Source organism: Ciceribacter ferrooxidans (assembly GCF_004137355.1).
Classification (GTDB): domain Bacteria; phylum Pseudomonadota; class Alphaproteobacteria; order Rhizobiales; family Rhizobiaceae; genus Allorhizobium; species Allorhizobium ferrooxidans.
Genome location: NZ_SDVB01000253.1, coordinates 418446 through 435510 on the forward strand (window position 1 = coordinate 418446; position 17065 = coordinate 435510).

The following is a 17065-nucleotide window of genomic DNA, read 5'->3' on the forward strand; positions in this document are numbered from 1 at the left end:
CGCCATGGCCGACGAGACAGCAGACGAGATCAGGGACCTGACAACGAAGATGACGGCGCTGGCGCTGGCCGGCGACAGGGCGGCCTCGATCGGGGCGGCGATGACGTCCGCAGTGCTCGTCTGCGTCTGCCACGACATGACGGACGAGGAGATCCGCGATCTCTTCGATCTGGCGCTCGGCGAGGCACGCGCGGCCGACATCTCGGCCCAGAAGAGGGGCGCGCATTGATGATCGCGGCCTCCGAACATCAGACACGGCGGGAACTGCTGGTGCGGCAGGCGCAGACGGAGCGCGTGCTGCACCTCTTCGTTTCGGAAAAGTGGTCGACCTGGGCGATCGCCCGGCATCTCGGCATGCCGGAGCGCGAGGTCTGTGCGCTGATCGACGACAGCGGATGGGGGCGGTGATGGGCTGGATCGAATGGACCGGAGGCGCAATGCCGGTCGATGGCGACACCGAAGTCGTCATTATGACCGAAGCCGGGCGCATCGTCGAAGGAAAGGCGAGCGACTTTGAATGGGAGCTTTCCGGCTCGCGGCACGACATTATCGGGTATCGGCTGCAGGCTGACGACGACCGGAGCGAGGCATGAACGCACTCGCCCCGATCTCTGCCGACTCCTCCGAACTCGTCGCCACGATCGAGCGGGCGCGCACGGCGCTTTCCGCCGGCGATGTCGAGGCCGCGCTGCTGCTCTCCTCCGGGGCCTATGAGCAGGCCAAGGCGGCGGGCGCCTATGCGGAAAAGGTGAAAGCGAGCCGCGAACTGATCGACAAGGCGCGGCGCATGCAGGCCGATGCGCTCAAGATCGAAAGCCTCTGCTATGTGGCGATGGCCGACGCAGTGGACGAAGCGCAGGTGAACGGCAAGCTCTCGCGTGGTGGCCGGCAGAAAACGGTCCATGACGAGGACCGTTTCACGCTCGAAGAGGTCGGGATCGACAAGCGGCGCCTGCACGAGGCCCGCAGCATCCGCAATGCCGAGCGGGCGGAGCCCGGCTTTATCGAGCGGGTGGTGGAAGCGCGGCTCGACGAGGGGCTGGAGCCGAGCCGGGCGGGGCTGAAACGCGCCGCCGGCCACGCGATCGGCACCAAGACCGCGACGAAGGACGAACGCGGCGACGACCTCTACGAAACGCCGGCAGAGGCCATGCGCACGCTGCTGGCGCTCGAAAGCTTTTCCGGGACCGTGCTGGAGCCGAGCGTCGGCAAGGGGGCGATCCTGCGGCCGCTCGAGGCGGCGGGCTATGAGGTGCGGATCTCCGATCTCGTCGATCGCGGTGTCGCGACGCAGCACGGCGAGTTGCAGCAGGTCGGCGATTTCATGGCCATGCTGGCGGAGGGCGAGGGCGTTGGTGCGGACATCGTCACCAACCCGCCCTACGGCATCGCCAATGCCTATATCGCCCATGCGCTGAGAGCCTTCCGGCCGGGCAAGATGGCGCTGCTGCTCAACCTCAATTTCCTCGCCGGCTTCGACGATCCGGACCGCTGCTTCGTGATGGACGAGAACCCGCCGAGCCGGGTCTATGTCTTCACCCGGCGCCTGCCGATGATGCACCGCGACGGCTGGGAGGGAAAGAAGGCCTCCAGCCAGATGAATACCGGCTGGTTCATCTGGGAGCGCAACGAGGACGGCAGCTACGGCAGCGAGGAAACGCGGGTGATCCGCGTGGACTGGGCGCGCTTTGCCGATGCGCCGGCGCTGCTGCCAGGAGCCGGCGGCAATGTCTCCCCGGCGGTGGTGATGGGCCCGGTCGTCGACGTGGAATTCGCCCGCGAGACGCCGCGGCGGACGGTGGAGGAGCGTGTTGCGGAACGGCTGGACGAGGCAGTGGCCTATGCCACGGGGCTGAAGTTCATCACGGCCGGCGAGCTGCGCCGGCTGCTCGGCGTTCGGCCAAGCACGGGCGACGCCCTGGTCGCGGCGCTGGTGGAACGCGGCATGTTCCTGGGCCCCGCCGACGAGCACGGCCGGTTCTGGGCGCATGGCATGCGTGAGGAAGCGCCATGACCGACGATTACGATGCGCAGAAGGATGGCTTTGAAAGCTATAACGTCTGGATTGCCGCAAACCGCGCGCGCCTGCTTCGCGAGCGTTGCGCGGCGGCGAGGCGTGTCGAGGTCATCGGCCAATGCGAACTCTATCTCGGCGACTGCATGGAAATCATGCCGCACCTCGGGAAGGTCGACGCGGTCGTGACGGACCCGCCTTACGGGATCCGTCGTGATCAAGGAATGGGAGATGGCGGACACTGCGGCAAAACCGGAAAGAAGCGCAAGGCATCGCGCTATACCGGAAGTTGGGATCGGGAAAAGCCTGCCGGCGAAGTGTTTGACGCAATCGTCGATTGCGGAAAGCACATTATTGTTTGGGGTGGGCAGTTTTTTACTGATCGCCTTCCACCGTCCGGAAAATGGTTGTGGTGGGACAAACAGCAAACAATGCCATCGTATGGAGATGGCGAGTTGGCATGGACAAATCTCCCTGGCGAGGCGTGTAGGAAATTTACCTATAGCCTGAACGGCATGATTGCCAGGAGCGAAACTGGCCTGCATCCAACGCAAAAACCAGTTCCGTTGATGATGTGGTGCCTATCGTTCCTTCATCATAACTCGTCTGTTCTGGACCCATTCATGGGCTCAGGGACAACCGGCGTTGCCTGCGCAAAGACAGGCCGTCCATTTGTCGGAATAGAGATCGATGAGACCTATTTCGATATCGCCTGCCGTCGGATCGAGGATGCTTACAGACAGGGCGACATGTTCGTATCAGCGCCGAAGTGCGCGGAACAGGAAACAGAACAGTTCGGCCTCAACCTCGGAGAGGTCGCGCCATGAAGCCCGAATTCTCCCCCGATGCGCTGCGCCTCTTCCTCACCGCCCAGGTGCGGCATGCCGGCAATCTGGCGGCGCATTTCCCGCCGGAGCGGCGGGCGGAGGACATCGCGCGGCGCAATGCCGAGCGGGCGGAAAAGGCGGTGATCGCCAAACGCGCCAATATCTCGAAGGCGGTGCTGCAACAGGCGATGACCGGCGGCCAGCCGGTGATGGCCGCCCATGCCGAGCGGCTGTGGTTCGCGCTCGGCTTCGACCTCGTATCGATGGAAATCATGCTGGAGGGATACCGATGAGCGGATTGCCGAACGGGCGCGACCCGGCGCGCGCCGATTACGACTGGCGGGCCTTCGCCCGTGCACTCAGGGCGCGACACCGGGGAGAGACGCGCGGCATCCGCGCCATCGGCGCCGAGATCGGCGTGACGGCCTCCGACCTTTCCCGCGCCATGGGCGGGCAGATGGTGAGCACGGCCAAGGTGATCGCGCTCTGCCGCTGGCTCGGCGTGCCGGTGGAGCGCTTCTATCTGCCGCCGGAAGAGCAAGCAAAATCAACGTGTTTCAGCAGCCGCCCCGTGGAACGCGGCGGCAAGGACGAAGGAGTCGCAGCATGAAAATCGAGACGAATGCAGGCATGCTGAAAACGGCGCTGAAGGCGCTGAAACCGGTCGTGGAGAAGCGGTTTACGATCCCGGTTCTCAACATGGTCAAGTGCGCCGGCGGGAGCCTGACGGCGACGGACCTCGATTGCGAATTTTCCGTCTCGCTTCCGGCGACCGCCTTCGAAGGCGAGGGGCTGTTGCCCTTCCGTGAGATGCTGGCGTTGACCTCCGTGCTTTCCGCCGACGAGCCGCTGACGATCACCATAGACGCGGCCGGCGGGCCGGCGGTGGTTGCCGGGCGGGATGGGCGCTATCGCCTGCCGACCGCCAAGGTGGAGGATTTTCCGCATATTTCGCTCCCCGACAAAAGGGAGCATATCACCGTGGACGGCGAGGCATTGCGCCAGGCGATCGGCTATGTGCTGCCTTTCGCAAGCGGAGAAGAGACGCGCTATTACCTGAACGGGGTATGTCTGTTCGGCCACGCCGTGGTGGCGACGGACGGGCACAGGCTGGCGCTTTGCGAGGGCGTCAATGCGCATGACTTCAAGAACCTGATCATCTTCACCAAGGCGGCCAAGCTTCTCGCCGGAATGCCGCCGGTGACAAGCCTCGGCGTCTCCGGCTCCGGGCTGCGCATCGTGGCGGCGGCCGGCGGCATGCGGCTCGTCGCCAAGCTGATCAACGGGACCTATCCGCATGTCCGCCGGGTGATCCCGAAGGATGCACCGGCGGCGGAATTCGACCGCGTGGCGCTCACGGGCGCGCTGAACCGGCTGACGGCGCTTTCTCCGCGTAACGCGGTGATGCCGGTCTCGGTGGTTTCCGACGGCAGTGCGGTGGCGCTTTCGGCGAAGAACTTCGACGATGTTTCCGGAGACGAGCGCCACGCGGCAGCAGGTGCGCCGATATCCGCTGTTTTCAACGCGCGCTACCTGCGCGAGACCTTGCGCATGGTCCGCGGGGACACGGTGACGATGAGCCAGATCGAACCGTTTGCGCCGGTTGTCTTCCGGACCGGAGACGAAAAGCGGCTCCTGCTGCTGATGCCGATGCGCAGTCACGACGACATGATCGACAGGGCGCGCGGTTTCCTTGGCGCGGCGAGCGACGAGAAGGCGGCGGCGGCATGAACGACAAGCTGCCGATCTTCGACGAACTGGACCGGATGACGGATGACGGCGCGCGGGCGGACTGGCTGATCCGCCTGCCGCTCTCGCTGATGATGACCTACCAGCAGGCGATCCGCCGGCGCTTTGCAGCCCAGCAGTGGCCGGAGGCGACGGACTATCTGGACGTGGTGCTGACGGCGTGCCGCTCGGTGCGGGACGAGGCCGGGCTTATGCGTGTTGCCTGCGAGACATCAATGGTCGCGGCGAGGAGCACGCTGCAGATAAGTGCCGTGCGGAGGGCGAAGGGATGAACGCAAACTTCTCCCTCGACAACCGCATGACGGTCGTCCTTTTCGCCGGCATGGGTGGCGGATGCGACGGGCTGGAGATGGCCGGTTTTCCGGTGCATCTCGCGATCAACCATGATCCGGTCGCCGTCGCCGTGCACCAGGTGCGGCACCCGCACACGCGGCACGAGCGCTGCGACGTCTTCGAGGTCTGCCCGAAACAGGCGACGCGGGGCCGTGGCGTCCGGGTGCTGCACGCCTCGCCGGACTGCACGCATTTTTCGGTCGCCAAGGGCGGCAAGCCGGTGTCGCGGCGTCGTCGCTCGCTGGCATGGGTGGTCTGCCGCTGGGCGGGGCAGGTGGGGCCGGAGACGATCACGCTCGAAAACGTGCCGGAAATCCAGACCTGGGGGCCGTTGATCGCCAAGCGTTGCCCGAAGACGGGCCGCGTGATGCGGCTCGACGGTTCTGTCGCCGCCAGGGGCGAGCGCGTGCCGGTGCAGCAGCAATGGCTGATCCCTGACCCGAAGCACAAGGGCCGCATATGGCGGGCATGGCTCGCCCACATGCACGGCCTCGGCTACCGGTTCGAGGGTCGGGTGCTCGTCTGCGCGGACTACGGCATTCCGACGATCCGCAAGCGCTTCTTCGGGATTGCGCAGGCCGGCGGCGGCGATATCAGCTGGCCGGAGCGGACGCATGCGCCGCGCAAGCTGGCAAAGAAGCTCGGCCTCAAGCCGTGGGTCGGCGCGCATACGATCATCGACTTCTCGCTTCCGGTGAAATCGATCTTCGGCCGAAAGAAGGAACTGGCCGAGGCGACCAAGCGGCGCACGGCGCGCGGCGTGGTGCGCTATGTCGTCGAGGCGGCGAAGCCTTTCATCGTGCCAATCACCCATAGCGGGGCCGACAGGGTGCATTCGCTCGACGAACCGCTGAGGACGTTGACGACGGCGCATCGGGGGGAAATGGCGGTTGCCGTTCCTCATCTCGCCGTCATGCGCAACAGCGGGAAGCCATACAGCGCGGCCGACGAGCCATTGCAGACACTGACGGCCGGCGGCGCCAATCCGGCATTGATCGCCGCGACTCTGGTGCAGTCAGGCTATGGCGAGCGGGAAGGACAGGTGCCGCGGGCGCTCGACATCGGCGAGCCGCTCGGAACGCAGGTCGCCGGCGGCAGCAAGGCGGCGCTGGTCGCGGCCTTCCTCGCCCAGCACAACAGCGATCCGCGCGCGGACGGCACGAAACACGCCCGCAAGGGCAGAAGCATCGAAGAGCCGCTAGCGGCCGTCACGACCTCGCCGCAGGTCGGCGTCTCCGCCGTCTTCATGGCGCAGCACTCGGCCGGATCGCATCCCGGCCAGCCTGCGCGCGATCTGGCGGAGCCGCTGTCGACGGTGACCTCGACCGGATCGCAGCAAGGCGTCGTTGCCGCGTCCATGCTCAACCTGCGCGGCACCGACAAGGCGGGGCGCGACGCCCGCGAACCTCTGGCGACGGTTTCCGCCGGCGGCAGCCATGCCGGGCTGATCCTCGGCTTCCTGCAGCACTACTACGGCACGGGAGGACAGGACCAGTCGCTCGCCGATCCGCTCGGCGCACTGACGGCCAAGGCCCGGCACGGGCTGGTAACGGTGAAGGTCGGCCGCGAGACATACGTGATCACCGACATCGGCATGCGCATGCTGGAGCCGGAGGAAGGGGCCGCCGCGCACGGCTTTGCCAAGGGCAGCCTGCCGGACACGATCACGATCGACGGGAAGACGCGCAAGCTGACCAAGACCGAGAAATACCACCTCGTCGGCAACAGCGTGCCGCCGCGCATGGTGCAGCTGCTCGCCGAATGCAACGTGCGGCGGGAGCTGGTGAGCCTGGAGGCGGCGGAATGAGCGACGTTGACGAACCGCGGCTCTCGATCATTCCCGGCTGGGTGGTGACCTGCCCGGACCTCAAGGGCAAGGATCTGCAGGTGCTCTGCATTCTCGGCCGCAACGCCAACCGGCGACACGGCTGGACGCGCCGCAGCCAGGTGAAGATTGCCGAGCAGCTCGGCTGCGCGCGTTCCACGGTGCAGGCCTCGATCAACCGGCTGGTGGAGATCGGCGCGGTGGAGCGGCGCGAGGTGGTGAGCGAGAACGGCCGCGACAGCGCGCACTGGTACCGGGTGATCTACGATGCAGCGCCGCCGGCCGGCTATGATTTCGATGCATATCGCGCCGACGAAGACGAGGAATGCGGTCCTATTTCAGACGCGGAAGAGGAGGTACCCCCTGCCGGTATACCGGCACCCCCTGCCGGTCCAGAGTCGGCACCCCCTGCCGGTCCAGAGTCGGCACCTATGTTAAATACCTCCTGTTTAACACCTCCTGAAGAACGGGAGAGAGAAGGCGCGAGCGCGAACGAGGGAAGAGAAGAAAATCCCAAGGCGGCGGTGCGCAAGTTCGACAAGTGGTGGCCGACCTATCCGAACTATGCCGGGACGAGCCGGGACGCGGCGCTGCGCGAATGGATGGCCATGCGGCCAGATGAGCGGGAGGACTGTATTGCGCGGACGCCGGCCTTCATCAGGGCGACCGAGGCGATCAAGGGCACGTTCGTCTATCCCTCGGTCTATCTCAGGGAGCGCAAGTGGCTGCTGATGGACGTGCCGACATCCGCCCTGGCGCCGCTGGTGCTGCACAACCCGTTCTCGCGGCCATGGATGGCGCGGCGGTTTGCCGAGCTTCTGCAGCCAATGGCGGAGCGGGGATGGCCGGCGCTGACGATATGGCAACAGACGCAGATGCGGGATGCCGACCGGGCGCGGGAAATCGAGCGGCAGCGCCGGGCGCGCTATGGCTGGCCGAAGGTGACGGAAATGCACGACAAGGCCGAAAGGCGTGTCGGCATGCTGGTGCACGGGCCGCTCGTGGCGATCGCGGAGAGCTTCGTGAAGGTGCACCGCGACAGCGACGAGGCGGCGCGATGGAAGGCGCTGCACGAGCGGATGGGCTGGCCATGGCTGCCGGAGCCATCGCCGGAATGGCTCTACTTCCCGCCGGGAGAGCCGGAAGACGCGATGGCGGAATTCAGGGCGGCAGTGGACGGCACGAGGAACGGAGCGAGCGATGATGCAGCATAGGGCGATGAACGGCGTGGCAATTGCAACATGCGCTCGGTCGAGCTTCGACGAGCGGGAGGCGGAGGCGCGGCTCGAAATGCTGGAGATGGCATCGCGAATCATCCACGCCGATTCGCCGTGGTTTGCGCTTCGGGTGATGACCGGGCGCGAATTCGTCGTGCAGGACGCGCTCGAAGTCCTGGGGATAACCTCGCTCGTGCCGCAACGGAAAGGGCCGGATCTGCGGCGTCGGCACCGGGTCATTCCTGGCATCATGCAGCCGGTGATCTACGGTTACGTGCTGGTGCAGAGCGACCCGAGCCCGTCTGTTCTGGTGGCGTTCAAGGCGGTCGACAACGTGATCGGCGTGCTTGGCGGAGCGGAGAAGCCTATGCGGCTAAGTTCTTCGGAAGTCGGACGTTTTCAGGCAATGGCCAAGGCCGGAGCCTATGACTGGGAGCAGGATTGCGGGATCGTGGTGAAAGCCGGCGACAAGGTGCGCGTCAAGCTCTTTGCCTACTCCGGGTTCGACGCGGAAGTGATCACACCGAACAGCAAGGGCAAGGGCGACGTGGTCGTATCGGTGAACATCTTCGGGCGCGAGACACCGGTGACCATGCCTATTGCCATGCTCGAGAAACTGTGAGAGTCATTCTTCCACTGGATGAGCTGATGATCCTGAAGTGAGCCTCTGAGAACGCCTAGAAAGCGGGGAGCAATCCCGAGGTCGGTACGCCGGTCAGCCCCAGCCCTGACAGCCTCGACGAGCGAGGCACCGATTCAGGGCCAGTGCGAAAGCTATGACCTGATGACGGATGAGAGCCCGGTGATGAGCCGGGCTTTGTCGTGTCTAAAGGGTATGAAGCGCGCAAAGCAGTTCAGGCCTGCCGGAGCACCGACCAGACAGGAACAGAAGCGCGACGCGGACAAATGGCGTGGCAGTGCCGCCGAGCGTGGGTATAACCGCCGTTGGGGAAAGGCTCGGCTCACGCATCTCGATCGATATCCGTTGTGTCGTGGCTGTGATGCCGAAGGGATGATCGTTGCAGCAACGATCGTCGACCACGTCGATCCGCACCACGGAGAACCTGATAAGTTCTGGGACACGGACATGTGGCAGTCGTCATGCAAATGGCATCACGACAGCGTCAAGCAACGCCTCGAACAGATGTACACACGCGGTCAGGCCACGCTTTCCGATCTCTGGCTTGATAGCCCTCTTGCCGTCCGCATCGCGAAGGGCATGCGGTGCGATGAGGCCTGACAAGGGGGGGGGAGGGCAAAAGTCCACAGCCCCTCAAATGAAGACCGGCAGCCTCACATCAAAAAAGGGGGCGCGATATTTTTGGCGATAACTTTTTTTTCTGCACCGGACGGGGACCGGATGCGGCGCTTCCACGAAACGGGTGATGGCAAACGATGGGACGGCGCAAGGATGATCCCCTGCTGCAGGCCGCCAAGGGCTTTCCCGGTCGGCGTCAAAGCAAGGTCGAAAAGGAAATCGAGGCGGCGGCGGAAGCTGCGGCTTCCATGCCGTCGACGCCCGACAATCCGTTTCCGATTCCGGCGCTGTTCCTGAACGCTCCGGCCTACTGGTCGGAGGCGATCAAGATATGGAAGGAAAAATCGGAGGTGCTTAAGGCGGCGGGTCGGCGCCGTCCTGGATATCGCCACACGCTCGCGCGCTACTGCATGTGGAGCCAGTTCTTTTTCGCTGCAGGCGAGCAGCTCCGGCGGGATCTTCCGAAGGGCGGCGCGACGGTCAAGGTGAAGAAGGGTGACGGCGAGTATGTCTACCGCACGCACCCGAACATCGACTTCATGGCCAAGGCTGAAACGGCGCTGAGGCTCCTCGATGCAGAGTTCGGATTCACGCCCGTGCGCGACCAGGACCTCGTCCGCATTGAAAGCTTCAATGCCGGCCAGGGACGACTCCCGCTCGGCGGCACTCATCCGCCGTCCGCTCCGGCGAAGGACGAAGACAGCGGGAAGCACGTCGCCGGCGGAGACCCCATGGACCTGATGAACAGCGCGGACAGCCCACCGCCGGGCGCGCGCCCGAACTGAGGGCAGCAAAATGGCCGCGCCTTTCCCGCTGGCCATGCCCTATCCGGACTGGCTCGCCGCCGTCGCCGACGATCCGGAATATGCCTGGGCCATCTCCGCGTGGAACAGGGCAGCGGCTGTCGAAGGTGCATGGTTCGATCACGCAAAGGCCGACAGGATCGTCGAGCAGTGGTCGAAGATCTTCCGGCTGACGAACGACCGCTTTCGCGGCGTTCCGTTTCGGCTGGTCAAGTGGCAGGAGATCACGGTCCGCCTACTGGTCGGATGGAAAAAGCCGATCGAGGTCATAGACCCGGCGACGCACAAGCCGAGCGTCGAGCATGTGAGGGTGTTCCGCCGGCTCGACCTGTGGATACCGCGAAAGAACGGGAAGTCGGAATTCCTCGCCACGCTCGGCGTGCTGTTCTTCGTGCTCGAAAAGGTCAACGGCGCCGAGGCTTACGTCTTCGGCCGCAACGAAGACCAGGGCCGCATACCATTCGGCAAGATGCAGGACATCATCCGCGAGGCGAACGGCCTCATGGAAGATGCCCGCGGTAACGAGCGCATCTCGCTGCATGACAAGAGCATCTTCCTGCGCGAAACATCATCGCTCTGCCAACTGCTGACGGGCGCCCCAGACGGAAAACACGGACGATCACCGACCGTCATCGTCGGCGACGAAATCCACGAGTGGAAGACCCGAGATCTCGCCGACACGCTTCGCCAGGGCACCGGCGCACGGCTCCAGCCGATCGAACTCTATGCTTCGACGGCCGGTCGGAAACAGAACCGCACCGGCTACGAGTGGTTCGAAGAGTCGATCGCGATCATGCGCGGGGATCTCGATGATCCGACCACGCTGGTCGTCTATTTCGGGATAGATGACGAGGACGACTGGACCGACGAGGCGGTCTGGCGCAAGGCGAATCCGAGCCTCGGTCTGACGCCGACGCTCGATTATCTTCGCACTGAGTTCAAGAAGGCCAAGGGACGCCCGGCACAGGAAGCCGTTTTTCAGTGCTACCACCTCAACCGATGGGTGGATCAGGTTTCCGGCTGGATACCGCGATCGAAGTGGGCGCTTTGCACGTCCGATGCAAAGTCATGGTCGACGCTTTGGGCCAAACACAAGGGTCGAAAAGCCTATCTCGCCTGCGACGTGTCGTCGACCCGCGACCTGACGGCGCTTGTCGTTGTCATTCCACCCGACGATGACTGCGAAGAGTGGGTGATCATCCCGCTTTTCTGGGTTCCAGAGGCCACGCTCGACGAGCGGGCCGAGCAGGACCGCCGGGTCGACTGGAAAAAGTGGGTGAGGGAAGGGGCCCTGCGCACGACACCAGGCGACAGCGTCGATCAGAGCTTCGTGCAGCAGGCGATCAAGGACGCCTTCGGCCAGTTCGACGTGCAGGCCTTCGGCTTCGACCCGTGGAACGCGCGCAAGCTGGCCGGCGACCTGCAGAACGACGGCATGGATGCCAAGCTGCAGATCGAAATGCGTCAGGGGCATCAGACGCTGGGTGGCCCGACCAAGGAATTCGAGCGGCTCGTCTTTGCCGGGAAAGTCGAGCACGGTGGGCATCCGGTGCTGGCATGGATGGCCGGGCACTGTTCCGTCCGCTTCGACGTGAACCTGAACTACGTTCCGGACAAAAAGAACTCGCTCGACAAGATCGACGGCATCGTCGCTGCCGTCATGGGCATTGGGCTGGCGATGAGCGGCGAGGAAGATGGCATGGCCGACTATTTCAAGAGCCTGGAAGGTGCGAAGTGAAGTATCTCCGGAACATCGCCATCAAGGCCGCCAACACCGTCATCCGGACGCTGACAATCCGCGAACCAGATGGGTGGATTGCCGACTCGATGCGAAGTGATTCCGGCGAAAGCACCACAGCGCCATCGGCGTTGAGCCTTTCAGCCGTCTGGGGTTGCGTCAATCTGCTCGCCGGAACGCAGGCGAGCCTGCCAATCGAAGTCTTTCGCCCCGATCGAAGTGGGCAGCGAGTGCTCGCGCGCGATCACAGGCTTTACCGTATCCTGCATGACAGCCCGAACTTTGATCAGACAGCTGTAGACTTCTGGGAATTCATGGCTGCATCGCTCGAACTGTACGGCAATGCATATGCGAGAATTGAGCGCAATGCCGGAGCTGTTGCATCGCTGCATCCGATAATTCCCGATTTGGTAAAGGTGCGCCGTCTTGCAAACGGCGACCTTGAGTATCGATGGAGCGAGGAAGGCAAGAGCTTCGTCGCAACGAGCAGCGAAGTACTGCATATCCGGGGATTTGGTGGCAATCCGCTGGGCGGTCTTTCGACGCTACAGTTCGCCCGGCATGCCTTAGGCCTTGCGCGCGCCGTCGATCGTGCGGCTGGGAACACGTTTCGCAACGGCCTGAGGCCGTCCGGCGTGCTGACATTCGACAAGTTCCTGACTGCCGATCAGCGGAAGACCGCACACAACGAACTCTTGGCACAGTTCGTCGGTGCAGCCAATTCCGGAAAGCCGATGGTGCTCGAAGGTGGCACCAAATGGGAGCAGCTCACCATCTCTCCCGAAGACGCGCAGATGCTGGAATCCCGATCGTTTTCGGTTGAGGAACTCTGCCGCTTCTTCGGTGTGCCTCCCTTCATGATCGGCCATACCGAGAAGGTTTCTGGATGGGGAACGAGCCTAAAGGAACAGACCATCGGCTTCCAGAAGTTCGTCTTGCGTCGGCGCCTGAAACGTATCGAGCAAGCTCTGATGAAACAGCTCTTGACGGCGTTTGAACGAGCAAACGGATACGTCATCGAGTTCAACCTGGAAGGTCTTCTGCGTGGCGATAGTGAAGCCCGGTCAGACTTCTACCAGTCAGCCCTCAATAACGGTTGGATGACGATCAACGAAGTGCGGGCTCTTGAGAACATGCCGCCGGTTGCGGGTGGCGATGTGCCGCGCATGCAGATGCAGAATGTTCCGCTCACCGCCCAGATCTCCAAGCTTCCGATCGAGCAGGCCGGACAGCAGCAGCTACCAGCGAAGGACGAGACGCGATGAAGACCAAGGATTTTTCCCTGCAGGTCAAGGGCCTTTCTGAAGACGGAACCTTCGAGGGATATGGCTCGATCTTTGGCAATGTCGACAGCTACGGCGAGAAAGTCATGCCGGGCGCTTTCGTCGCATCGCTGGCCAAGCATCGTCGCGAGGGTAGCAACGTACTGATGCTCTGGCAGCATAACCCTTCAGAACCAATCGGCATATGGGAAGACCTTGCCGAGGACGCCAAAGGACTGTGGGGCAAAGGACGGCTTATTCTGGAGGTCCAGAAGGCGCGGGAAACGCACGCGCTGATGAAGGCCAGTGCTATCGGCGGTTTGTCTATCGGATACCGCGAAGTGAAGGTCACGCCGGACGGCAATGTCCGGAACCTTGAGGAACTGGACCTGCGCGAGATATCGCCCGTGTCCTTCCCGGCAAACCGCCGCGCCCGTATCGAATCGGTAAAATCAGAACGCATGGACGAATTCGCCCGGCGGCTGCGCGACGGCGACCCCATGCCGATCAAAGAATTCGAGGACATCCTGCGTGAGGCAGGGGTTCCGAAAAGCATGGCTGTGGCGATCGCCTCGCACGGCTATGCGAAGGCCATTCGGAGCGAGTCCGAGGGCGACAAGGCGAATGACGGCGCTGCCTTCCTGCGCGCCCTTCTCTCCAACTGATCCTCAACTCCGAAAAGGATATCACCATGCGACGCAACATCTATTCCATGGCCGCCCTCGGCATTCTTGGCGCCATGACTGCCAACGAACGCGCGGCCGGACGTTATCTGCGGGACGGCGATGGCCATCCGTCGCCAGCCGAGCTGGCCGGAAAGGTCAAAAAGGAATTCAACGATGCGCTCGATGCCGTCAAGGCCGTCGCCGAGGAGGCGCTCGGCAAGTCCAAGAGCGGAGAGCAGCTCACCGCTTCGCTAAAGGAAAAGGCCGATGAGGCTTTGATCAAGATGAACGTGCTTCAGGAGCAGGTCTCCGAAATCGAGCAGAAGCTTGGCCGTGTCACCAAGTCCGAGGACGAGCGGCCGAAGTCGCTCGGCGAGCGCTTCGTCGAAGACGAGAATGTCAAGTCGTGGCTCGCCGAAAATCCGACCAAGGGCAAGGCTGACATGCGGATCAAGGCGACACTGACGTCGCTCACCACGGATGCCGCCGGCTCTGTGGGCGATGCCATCGCGCCGACACGGCTCGCTGGTATCCAGCCGCTCCCGCAGCGCCGGATGACCGTGCGCAGTCTCATCGCGCCAGGGCAGATGGACGGGTCTACCGTCGAATATGTCCAGGAAACCGGGTTTACGAACAACGCCGGCATGGTGGCCGAAGGTGCTGCCAAGCCGTCGTCCGATATCAAGCTCGACCTCAAGAGCACGTCGGCCAAGGTCATTGCGCACTGGATGAAAGCATCCAAGCAGGTGCTGGAAGACATTCCGCAGCTGCGCTCGATGATCGATGCTCGCCTAACCTACGGTCTCGAATACAAAGAGGAGAGCCAGCTTCTGAACGGCGACAATACGGGCCAGAACCTGCACGGCATCATTCCGCAGGCGACGGCCTATTCGGCTCCCATTGCCCTGGCCGATCTCAACATGCTTGACGTCATCCGCCTTGCCATGTTGCAGGCGTCTCTCGCCGAGTATCCGGCCAGCGGCACGGTCATGAACCCGATCGACTGGGCATCGATCGAAACGCTGAAGGACAACATCGGCCGCTACATCATCGGAAATCCTCAGGGCGGCGTAACGCCGACTCTGTGGCGGCTCCCCGTCGTTGAGACGCAGGCGATGACGGTCAACAAGTTCCTGACCGGTGCCTTCATGATGGGCGCTCAGGTCTTCGACCGCTGGGACACCCGGGTTGAGGTCGGCTACGAGAACGACGACTTCACCAAGAACCTTGTGACGATCCTCGGCGAGGAGCGCCTGGCACTCGCCGTCTATCGCCCGGAGGCCTTCATCTACGGCGACTTCAACACCGCGCTGGCGGCCTGAACGGGCCGGTAGCTGCCGGCGGGCGGCATCCGCCCGCCGCATCGAAAGGAAGATAGATGACCAAGAACCTCAATTGGAAAGTCCTTCGTATGCACGAAGGCGACCGCATCTACCACGAAGGCGAGGTCAGGCAAGGTTCCATGGAAGAACTTGGTCATCTCTCGCCGCTGACACTGCAGCTGATCGAACCGGAAGCCAGAAAGGCCGAGGGTGCTCCGCTCAACAAGGCCGAAGGCGCCGCACCGGCGAACAAGGCCAGAACCGGCCGCAAGGCCAAGTAGAGGCCAGTTGGCCGCAAAAGGAGAGTGAACATGAAACGCTACAAAGTAACCGTAACCACTGCCGCGGATGGAACGGCTACGGCCTATACGCCGCGCCTTTCGGGCGAAGTCCATGCCGTGCACTACGTGAAGACGGATTTCGCGGACGGGGTGGACTTCACCATCACGTCGGAAGCGACAGGCCAGGGGATATGGACCGACACCAACATCAATGCGTCGGAAGTCGTACAGCCTCGGGTTCCTACCCATGATCAAACCGGTGCAGCGCTGCTCTACGCAGCTGGTGGAACCGCGGTCGCCGATCGCATCGCTGTCGCCAACGATCGGATCAAGATCGAGGTCGCCCAAGGTGGTGACACCAAGGTCGGAACCTTCCACATCCTCGTCAACTAAGGCTGCATTACATGATCGCCCCCGTCCTCGTCACCGCCGCCGATCCGATCGTCACTGCTGCGCAGGCCATGCGGCAATGCCGGATCGATGCCGATGCCCTGGATGCGGGGGCGATGGCGGAGGTCACGACGCTGCTCGAAGGCTATATTGCGGCGGCGACGGCTTTGCTCGAAGGGTGGAACGGCATCCTTGGCGGGGTCTGTCTCGGGCTCCAGACCTGGCGGCAGGATTATGACGACATCGCCCAGTGCCTTTCGATCCCGCTTGCGCCTGTCACCGGCATCACGTCAGTGACATGGCGTGACTCCGCAGGGCAGGTGTCGACGATCGATCCAGCCGAATACAGCCTCAGGACATTATCCGGTGGCTGGAGCGTCTGCCGCTTCCGTGACGCCTATGCCCTGCCGAGCGATCTCGACGAGGTTGGTGCTGTCAGCATCACTTTCACGGCCGGTTACGAGACCGTGCCGGCACCGATCGTGCAGGCAATCCTGCTGACGGTCGGCGCCTGGTACGAAAACCGGGAAGAGACGGTCATCGGGGTTTCGGCTGCATCGCTTCCGGAGGCCGTCGCCGTCGATCGACTGGTCGGTGCCTACAAGCGGGTCGCGCTCTGATGCGTGCGGGGAAGATGGATCGGCGCGTAACACTGCTGAAGTGGCAGGAGACCGGCCGCGATGCGATGAACACGCCGATCGAGGGATGGGCCGCGGTTGCCACCGTCTGGGCGCAGCAGCGGCCGGAGCGCGGCGGCGAACGGTTCACAGCTGCGCAGATCGCCGGGGCACGGGTCATGACGTTTCATATCCGCTATCGCACCGATATCGGCGTGAAGGACCGACTCTCCTACGAGGGGCAGATCTTCGAGATCAGCGACGTGCGCGAGCTCGGCCGTCGCGTTGTCAGCGAAATCGATTGCGTCGCGGTGCAGGAGTGAGGCGTGAAGGGAACCCGCGTCGAAGGCCTGCGAGATCTTGATCGTGCGCTCGGCGAGCTGCCGCGCCAGACGGGAAAGCGCGTGGCGGTCAAGGTGCTGAAGAATGCCGGCGGTCCGCTCGCCGAGGCCGGCGCCACGAATGCGCCGCTTGGCCCGACTGGAAACCTGAAAGCGAGCTACGGTGTCGGAACGAAGCTGACCCGGCGGCAATCCAAGCTGAACCGCAAGCAAAGCCCGGTCGAGGTCTATGTCGGGCCGAACGATCCAGCGGCAATCCAGACGGAATTCGGAAACGAGCACCAGGAGGCCGAGCCGCATCTGAGGCCGGCATGGGACGCCGGCAAGGAAAAGGCGCTCGACGACATCAAGACCGGGCTTTGGGACGAAATCCAGAAGGCAGCGAAGCGGCTCGCCCGCAAGGCCGCGAAAGGCAGATAGGCC

Annotated in this window: 23 protein-coding genes; all 23 read left to right on the forward strand. The window is 63.5% G+C overall.

Features of this window, described 5'->3' with window-relative positions:
• Positions 1 to 4 precede the first annotated feature (4 nt).
• The 23 genes from EUU22_RS18450 (at position 5) to EUU22_RS18555 (ending at position 17062) form a co-directional block, all read left to right on the forward strand.
• Entirely contained in the window at positions 5 to 229 is a 225-nt protein-coding gene (locus tag EUU22_RS18450) for a hypothetical protein (RefSeq protein ID WP_129333445.1), read from the forward strand.
• A complete protein-coding gene (locus tag EUU22_RS18455; RefSeq protein ID WP_129333446.1) occupies positions 229 to 408 on the forward strand; it encodes a hypothetical protein in 180 nt (59 codons plus the stop codon). Before EUU22_RS18450 ends, EUU22_RS18455 begins: the two co-directional genes overlap by 1 nt.
• Positions 408 to 593 (forward strand): hypothetical protein, encoded by a 186-nt coding sequence (locus EUU22_RS18460; RefSeq protein ID WP_129333447.1) that lies wholly within the window; start codon positions 408 to 410, stop codon positions 591 to 593. The genes EUU22_RS18455 and EUU22_RS18460 overlap by 1 nt, the downstream gene beginning before the upstream one ends.
• On the forward strand, positions 590 to 2014 hold the full coding sequence (locus tag EUU22_RS18465) for a hypothetical protein (protein WP_205687916.1): 1425 nt from the start codon (positions 590 to 592) through the stop codon (positions 2012 to 2014). Before EUU22_RS18460 ends, EUU22_RS18465 begins: the two co-directional genes overlap by 4 nt.
• Entirely contained in the window at positions 2011 to 2841 is an 831-nt protein-coding gene (locus EUU22_RS18470) for a DNA methyltransferase (RefSeq protein ID WP_129333448.1), read from the forward strand. Before EUU22_RS18465 ends, EUU22_RS18470 begins: the two co-directional genes overlap by 4 nt.
• Entirely contained in the window at positions 2838 to 3134 is a 297-nt protein-coding gene (locus EUU22_RS18475) for a hypothetical protein (protein ID WP_129333449.1), read from the forward strand. The genes EUU22_RS18470 and EUU22_RS18475 overlap by 4 nt, the downstream gene beginning before the upstream one ends.
• Positions 3131 to 3451 (forward strand): hypothetical protein, encoded by a 321-nt coding sequence (locus EUU22_RS25335; RefSeq protein ID WP_165351211.1) that lies wholly within the window; start codon positions 3131 to 3133, stop codon positions 3449 to 3451. Before EUU22_RS18475 ends, EUU22_RS25335 begins: the two co-directional genes overlap by 4 nt.
• Positions 3448 to 4572 carry a DNA polymerase III subunit beta gene (gene dnaN / locus EUU22_RS18480; protein ID WP_165351212.1) on the forward strand — a complete coding sequence of 375 codons (1125 nt, stop codon included), beginning with the start codon at positions 3448 to 3450 and terminating at the stop codon, positions 4570 to 4572. Before EUU22_RS25335 ends, dnaN begins: the two co-directional genes overlap by 4 nt.
• Complete coding sequence (locus tag EUU22_RS18485; protein ID WP_129333451.1) at positions 4569 to 4862, forward strand: hypothetical protein; 294 nt, start codon at positions 4569 to 4571, stop codon at positions 4860 to 4862. The genes dnaN and EUU22_RS18485 overlap by 4 nt, the downstream gene beginning before the upstream one ends.
• Entirely contained in the window at positions 4859 to 6730 is a 1872-nt protein-coding gene (locus tag EUU22_RS18490) for a DNA cytosine methyltransferase (protein ID WP_129333452.1), read from the forward strand. Before EUU22_RS18485 ends, EUU22_RS18490 begins: the two co-directional genes overlap by 4 nt.
• Positions 6727 to 7962 carry an LvrA C-terminal domain-related protein gene (locus tag EUU22_RS18495; RefSeq protein ID WP_129333453.1) on the forward strand — a complete coding sequence of 412 codons (1236 nt, stop codon included), beginning with the start codon at positions 6727 to 6729 and terminating at the stop codon, positions 7960 to 7962. The genes EUU22_RS18490 and EUU22_RS18495 overlap by 4 nt, the downstream gene beginning before the upstream one ends.
• The gene (gene nusG, locus EUU22_RS18500) at positions 7949 to 8587 is read left to right on the forward strand and encodes a transcription termination/antitermination protein NusG (protein ID WP_129333454.1); all 639 of its coding nucleotides are present in this window, start codon (positions 7949 to 7951) and stop codon (positions 8585 to 8587) included. Before EUU22_RS18495 ends, nusG begins: the two co-directional genes overlap by 14 nt.
• Before the next feature lie 162 nt (positions 8588 to 8749).
• Positions 8750 to 9205 (forward strand): HNH endonuclease, encoded by a 456-nt coding sequence (locus tag EUU22_RS18505; RefSeq protein ID WP_245485124.1) that lies wholly within the window; start codon positions 8750 to 8752, stop codon positions 9203 to 9205.
• 155 nt (positions 9206 to 9360) lie between these two features.
• Positions 9361 to 10008, forward strand: coding sequence for a P27 family phage terminase small subunit (locus tag EUU22_RS18510; protein WP_129333455.1), 648 nt, complete (start codon positions 9361 to 9363; stop codon positions 10006 to 10008).
• A gap of 10 nt (positions 10009 to 10018) precedes the next feature.
• Entirely contained in the window at positions 10019 to 11764 is a 1746-nt protein-coding gene (locus tag EUU22_RS18515; protein WP_129333456.1) for a terminase large subunit, read from the forward strand.
• Positions 11761 to 13029 (forward strand): phage portal protein, encoded by a 1269-nt coding sequence (locus EUU22_RS18520; RefSeq protein ID WP_245485126.1) that lies wholly within the window; start codon positions 11761 to 11763, stop codon positions 13027 to 13029. The genes EUU22_RS18515 and EUU22_RS18520 overlap by 4 nt, the downstream gene beginning before the upstream one ends.
• Positions 13026 to 13691: an HK97 family phage prohead protease gene (locus tag EUU22_RS18525; RefSeq protein WP_129333457.1), complete on the forward strand. Its 666-nt coding sequence runs from the start codon at positions 13026 to 13028 to the stop codon at positions 13689 to 13691. The genes EUU22_RS18520 and EUU22_RS18525 overlap by 4 nt, the downstream gene beginning before the upstream one ends.
• Positions 13692 to 13765: 74 nt before the next feature.
• Complete coding sequence (locus tag EUU22_RS18530) at positions 13766 to 15013, forward strand: phage major capsid protein (RefSeq protein ID WP_439329168.1); 1248 nt, start codon at positions 13766 to 13768, stop codon at positions 15011 to 15013.
• Positions 15014 to 15069: 56 nt separating this feature from the next.
• Entirely contained in the window at positions 15070 to 15294 is a 225-nt protein-coding gene (locus EUU22_RS18535; protein ID WP_129333459.1) for a hypothetical protein, read from the forward strand.
• Between the two features lie 30 nt (positions 15295 to 15324).
• Positions 15325 to 15687 carry a hypothetical protein gene (locus EUU22_RS18540; RefSeq protein ID WP_129333460.1) on the forward strand — a complete coding sequence of 121 codons (363 nt, stop codon included), beginning with the start codon at positions 15325 to 15327 and terminating at the stop codon, positions 15685 to 15687.
• Between the two features lie 11 nt (positions 15688 to 15698).
• Complete coding sequence (locus EUU22_RS18545) at positions 15699 to 16304, forward strand: head-tail connector protein (protein ID WP_129333461.1); 606 nt, start codon at positions 15699 to 15701, stop codon at positions 16302 to 16304.
• The gene (locus EUU22_RS18550; protein ID WP_129333462.1) at positions 16304 to 16624 is read left to right on the forward strand and encodes a phage head closure protein; all 321 of its coding nucleotides are present in this window, start codon (positions 16304 to 16306) and stop codon (positions 16622 to 16624) included. Before EUU22_RS18545 ends, EUU22_RS18550 begins: the two co-directional genes overlap by 1 nt.
• Before the next feature lie 3 nt (positions 16625 to 16627).
• Positions 16628 to 17062: an HK97 gp10 family phage protein gene (locus tag EUU22_RS18555; RefSeq protein ID WP_129333463.1), complete on the forward strand. Its 435-nt coding sequence runs from the start codon at positions 16628 to 16630 to the stop codon at positions 17060 to 17062.
• The last annotated feature ends 3 nt before the right edge of the window (positions 17063 to 17065 follow it).

What these genes read in the sequence shown, in the direction of transcription:
- EUU22_RS18490 (WP_129333452.1), top strand. Translation starts at nt 4,859, where the DNA reads ATGAACGCAAACTTCTCCCTCGACAACCGCATGACGGTCGTCCTTTTC.
- dnaN (WP_165351212.1), top strand. Translation starts at nt 3,448, where the DNA reads ATGAAAATCGAGACGAATGCAGGCATGCTGAAAACGGCGCTGAAGGCG.
- EUU22_RS18510 (WP_129333455.1), top strand. Translation starts at nt 9,361, where the DNA reads ATGGGACGGCGCAAGGATGATCCCCTGCTGCAGGCCGCCAAGGGCTTT.
- EUU22_RS18460 (WP_129333447.1), top strand. Translation starts at nt 408, where the DNA reads ATGGGCTGGATCGAATGGACCGGAGGCGCAATGCCGGTCGATGGCGAC.
- EUU22_RS18515 (WP_129333456.1), top strand. Translation starts at nt 10,019, where the DNA reads ATGGCCGCGCCTTTCCCGCTGGCCATGCCCTATCCGGACTGGCTCGCC.
- EUU22_RS18485 (WP_129333451.1), top strand. Translation starts at nt 4,569, where the DNA reads ATGAACGACAAGCTGCCGATCTTCGACGAACTGGACCGGATGACGGAT.
- EUU22_RS18470 (WP_129333448.1), top strand. Translation starts at nt 2,011, where the DNA reads ATGACCGACGATTACGATGCGCAGAAGGATGGCTTTGAAAGCTATAAC.
- EUU22_RS18505 (WP_245485124.1), top strand. Translation starts at nt 8,750, where the DNA reads ATGACGGATGAGAGCCCGGTGATGAGCCGGGCTTTGTCGTGTCTAAAG.
- EUU22_RS18545 (WP_129333461.1), top strand. Translation starts at nt 15,699, where the DNA reads ATGATCGCCCCCGTCCTCGTCACCGCCGCCGATCCGATCGTCACTGCT.
- EUU22_RS18465 (WP_205687916.1), top strand. Translation starts at nt 590, where the DNA reads ATGAACGCACTCGCCCCGATCTCTGCCGACTCCTCCGAACTCGTCGCC.
- EUU22_RS18550 (WP_129333462.1), top strand. Translation starts at nt 16,304, where the DNA reads ATGCGTGCGGGGAAGATGGATCGGCGCGTAACACTGCTGAAGTGGCAG.
- EUU22_RS18525 (WP_129333457.1), top strand. Translation starts at nt 13,026, where the DNA reads ATGAAGACCAAGGATTTTTCCCTGCAGGTCAAGGGCCTTTCTGAAGAC.
- EUU22_RS18530 (WP_439329168.1), top strand. Translation starts at nt 13,766, where the DNA reads ATGACTGCCAACGAACGCGCGGCCGGACGTTATCTGCGGGACGGCGAT.
- EUU22_RS18450 (WP_129333445.1), top strand. Translation starts at nt 5, where the DNA reads ATGGCCGACGAGACAGCAGACGAGATCAGGGACCTGACAACGAAGATG.
- EUU22_RS18455 (WP_129333446.1), top strand. Translation starts at nt 229, where the DNA reads ATGATCGCGGCCTCCGAACATCAGACACGGCGGGAACTGCTGGTGCGG.
- EUU22_RS25335 (WP_165351211.1), top strand. Translation starts at nt 3,131, where the DNA reads ATGAGCGGATTGCCGAACGGGCGCGACCCGGCGCGCGCCGATTACGAC.
- EUU22_RS18495 (WP_129333453.1), top strand. Translation starts at nt 6,727, where the DNA reads ATGAGCGACGTTGACGAACCGCGGCTCTCGATCATTCCCGGCTGGGTG.
- EUU22_RS18475 (WP_129333449.1), top strand. Translation starts at nt 2,838, where the DNA reads ATGAAGCCCGAATTCTCCCCCGATGCGCTGCGCCTCTTCCTCACCGCC.
- EUU22_RS18535 (WP_129333459.1), top strand. Translation starts at nt 15,070, where the DNA reads ATGACCAAGAACCTCAATTGGAAAGTCCTTCGTATGCACGAAGGCGAC.
- EUU22_RS18540 (WP_129333460.1), top strand. Translation starts at nt 15,325, where the DNA reads ATGAAACGCTACAAAGTAACCGTAACCACTGCCGCGGATGGAACGGCT.
- nusG (WP_129333454.1), top strand. Translation starts at nt 7,949, where the DNA reads ATGATGCAGCATAGGGCGATGAACGGCGTGGCAATTGCAACATGCGCT.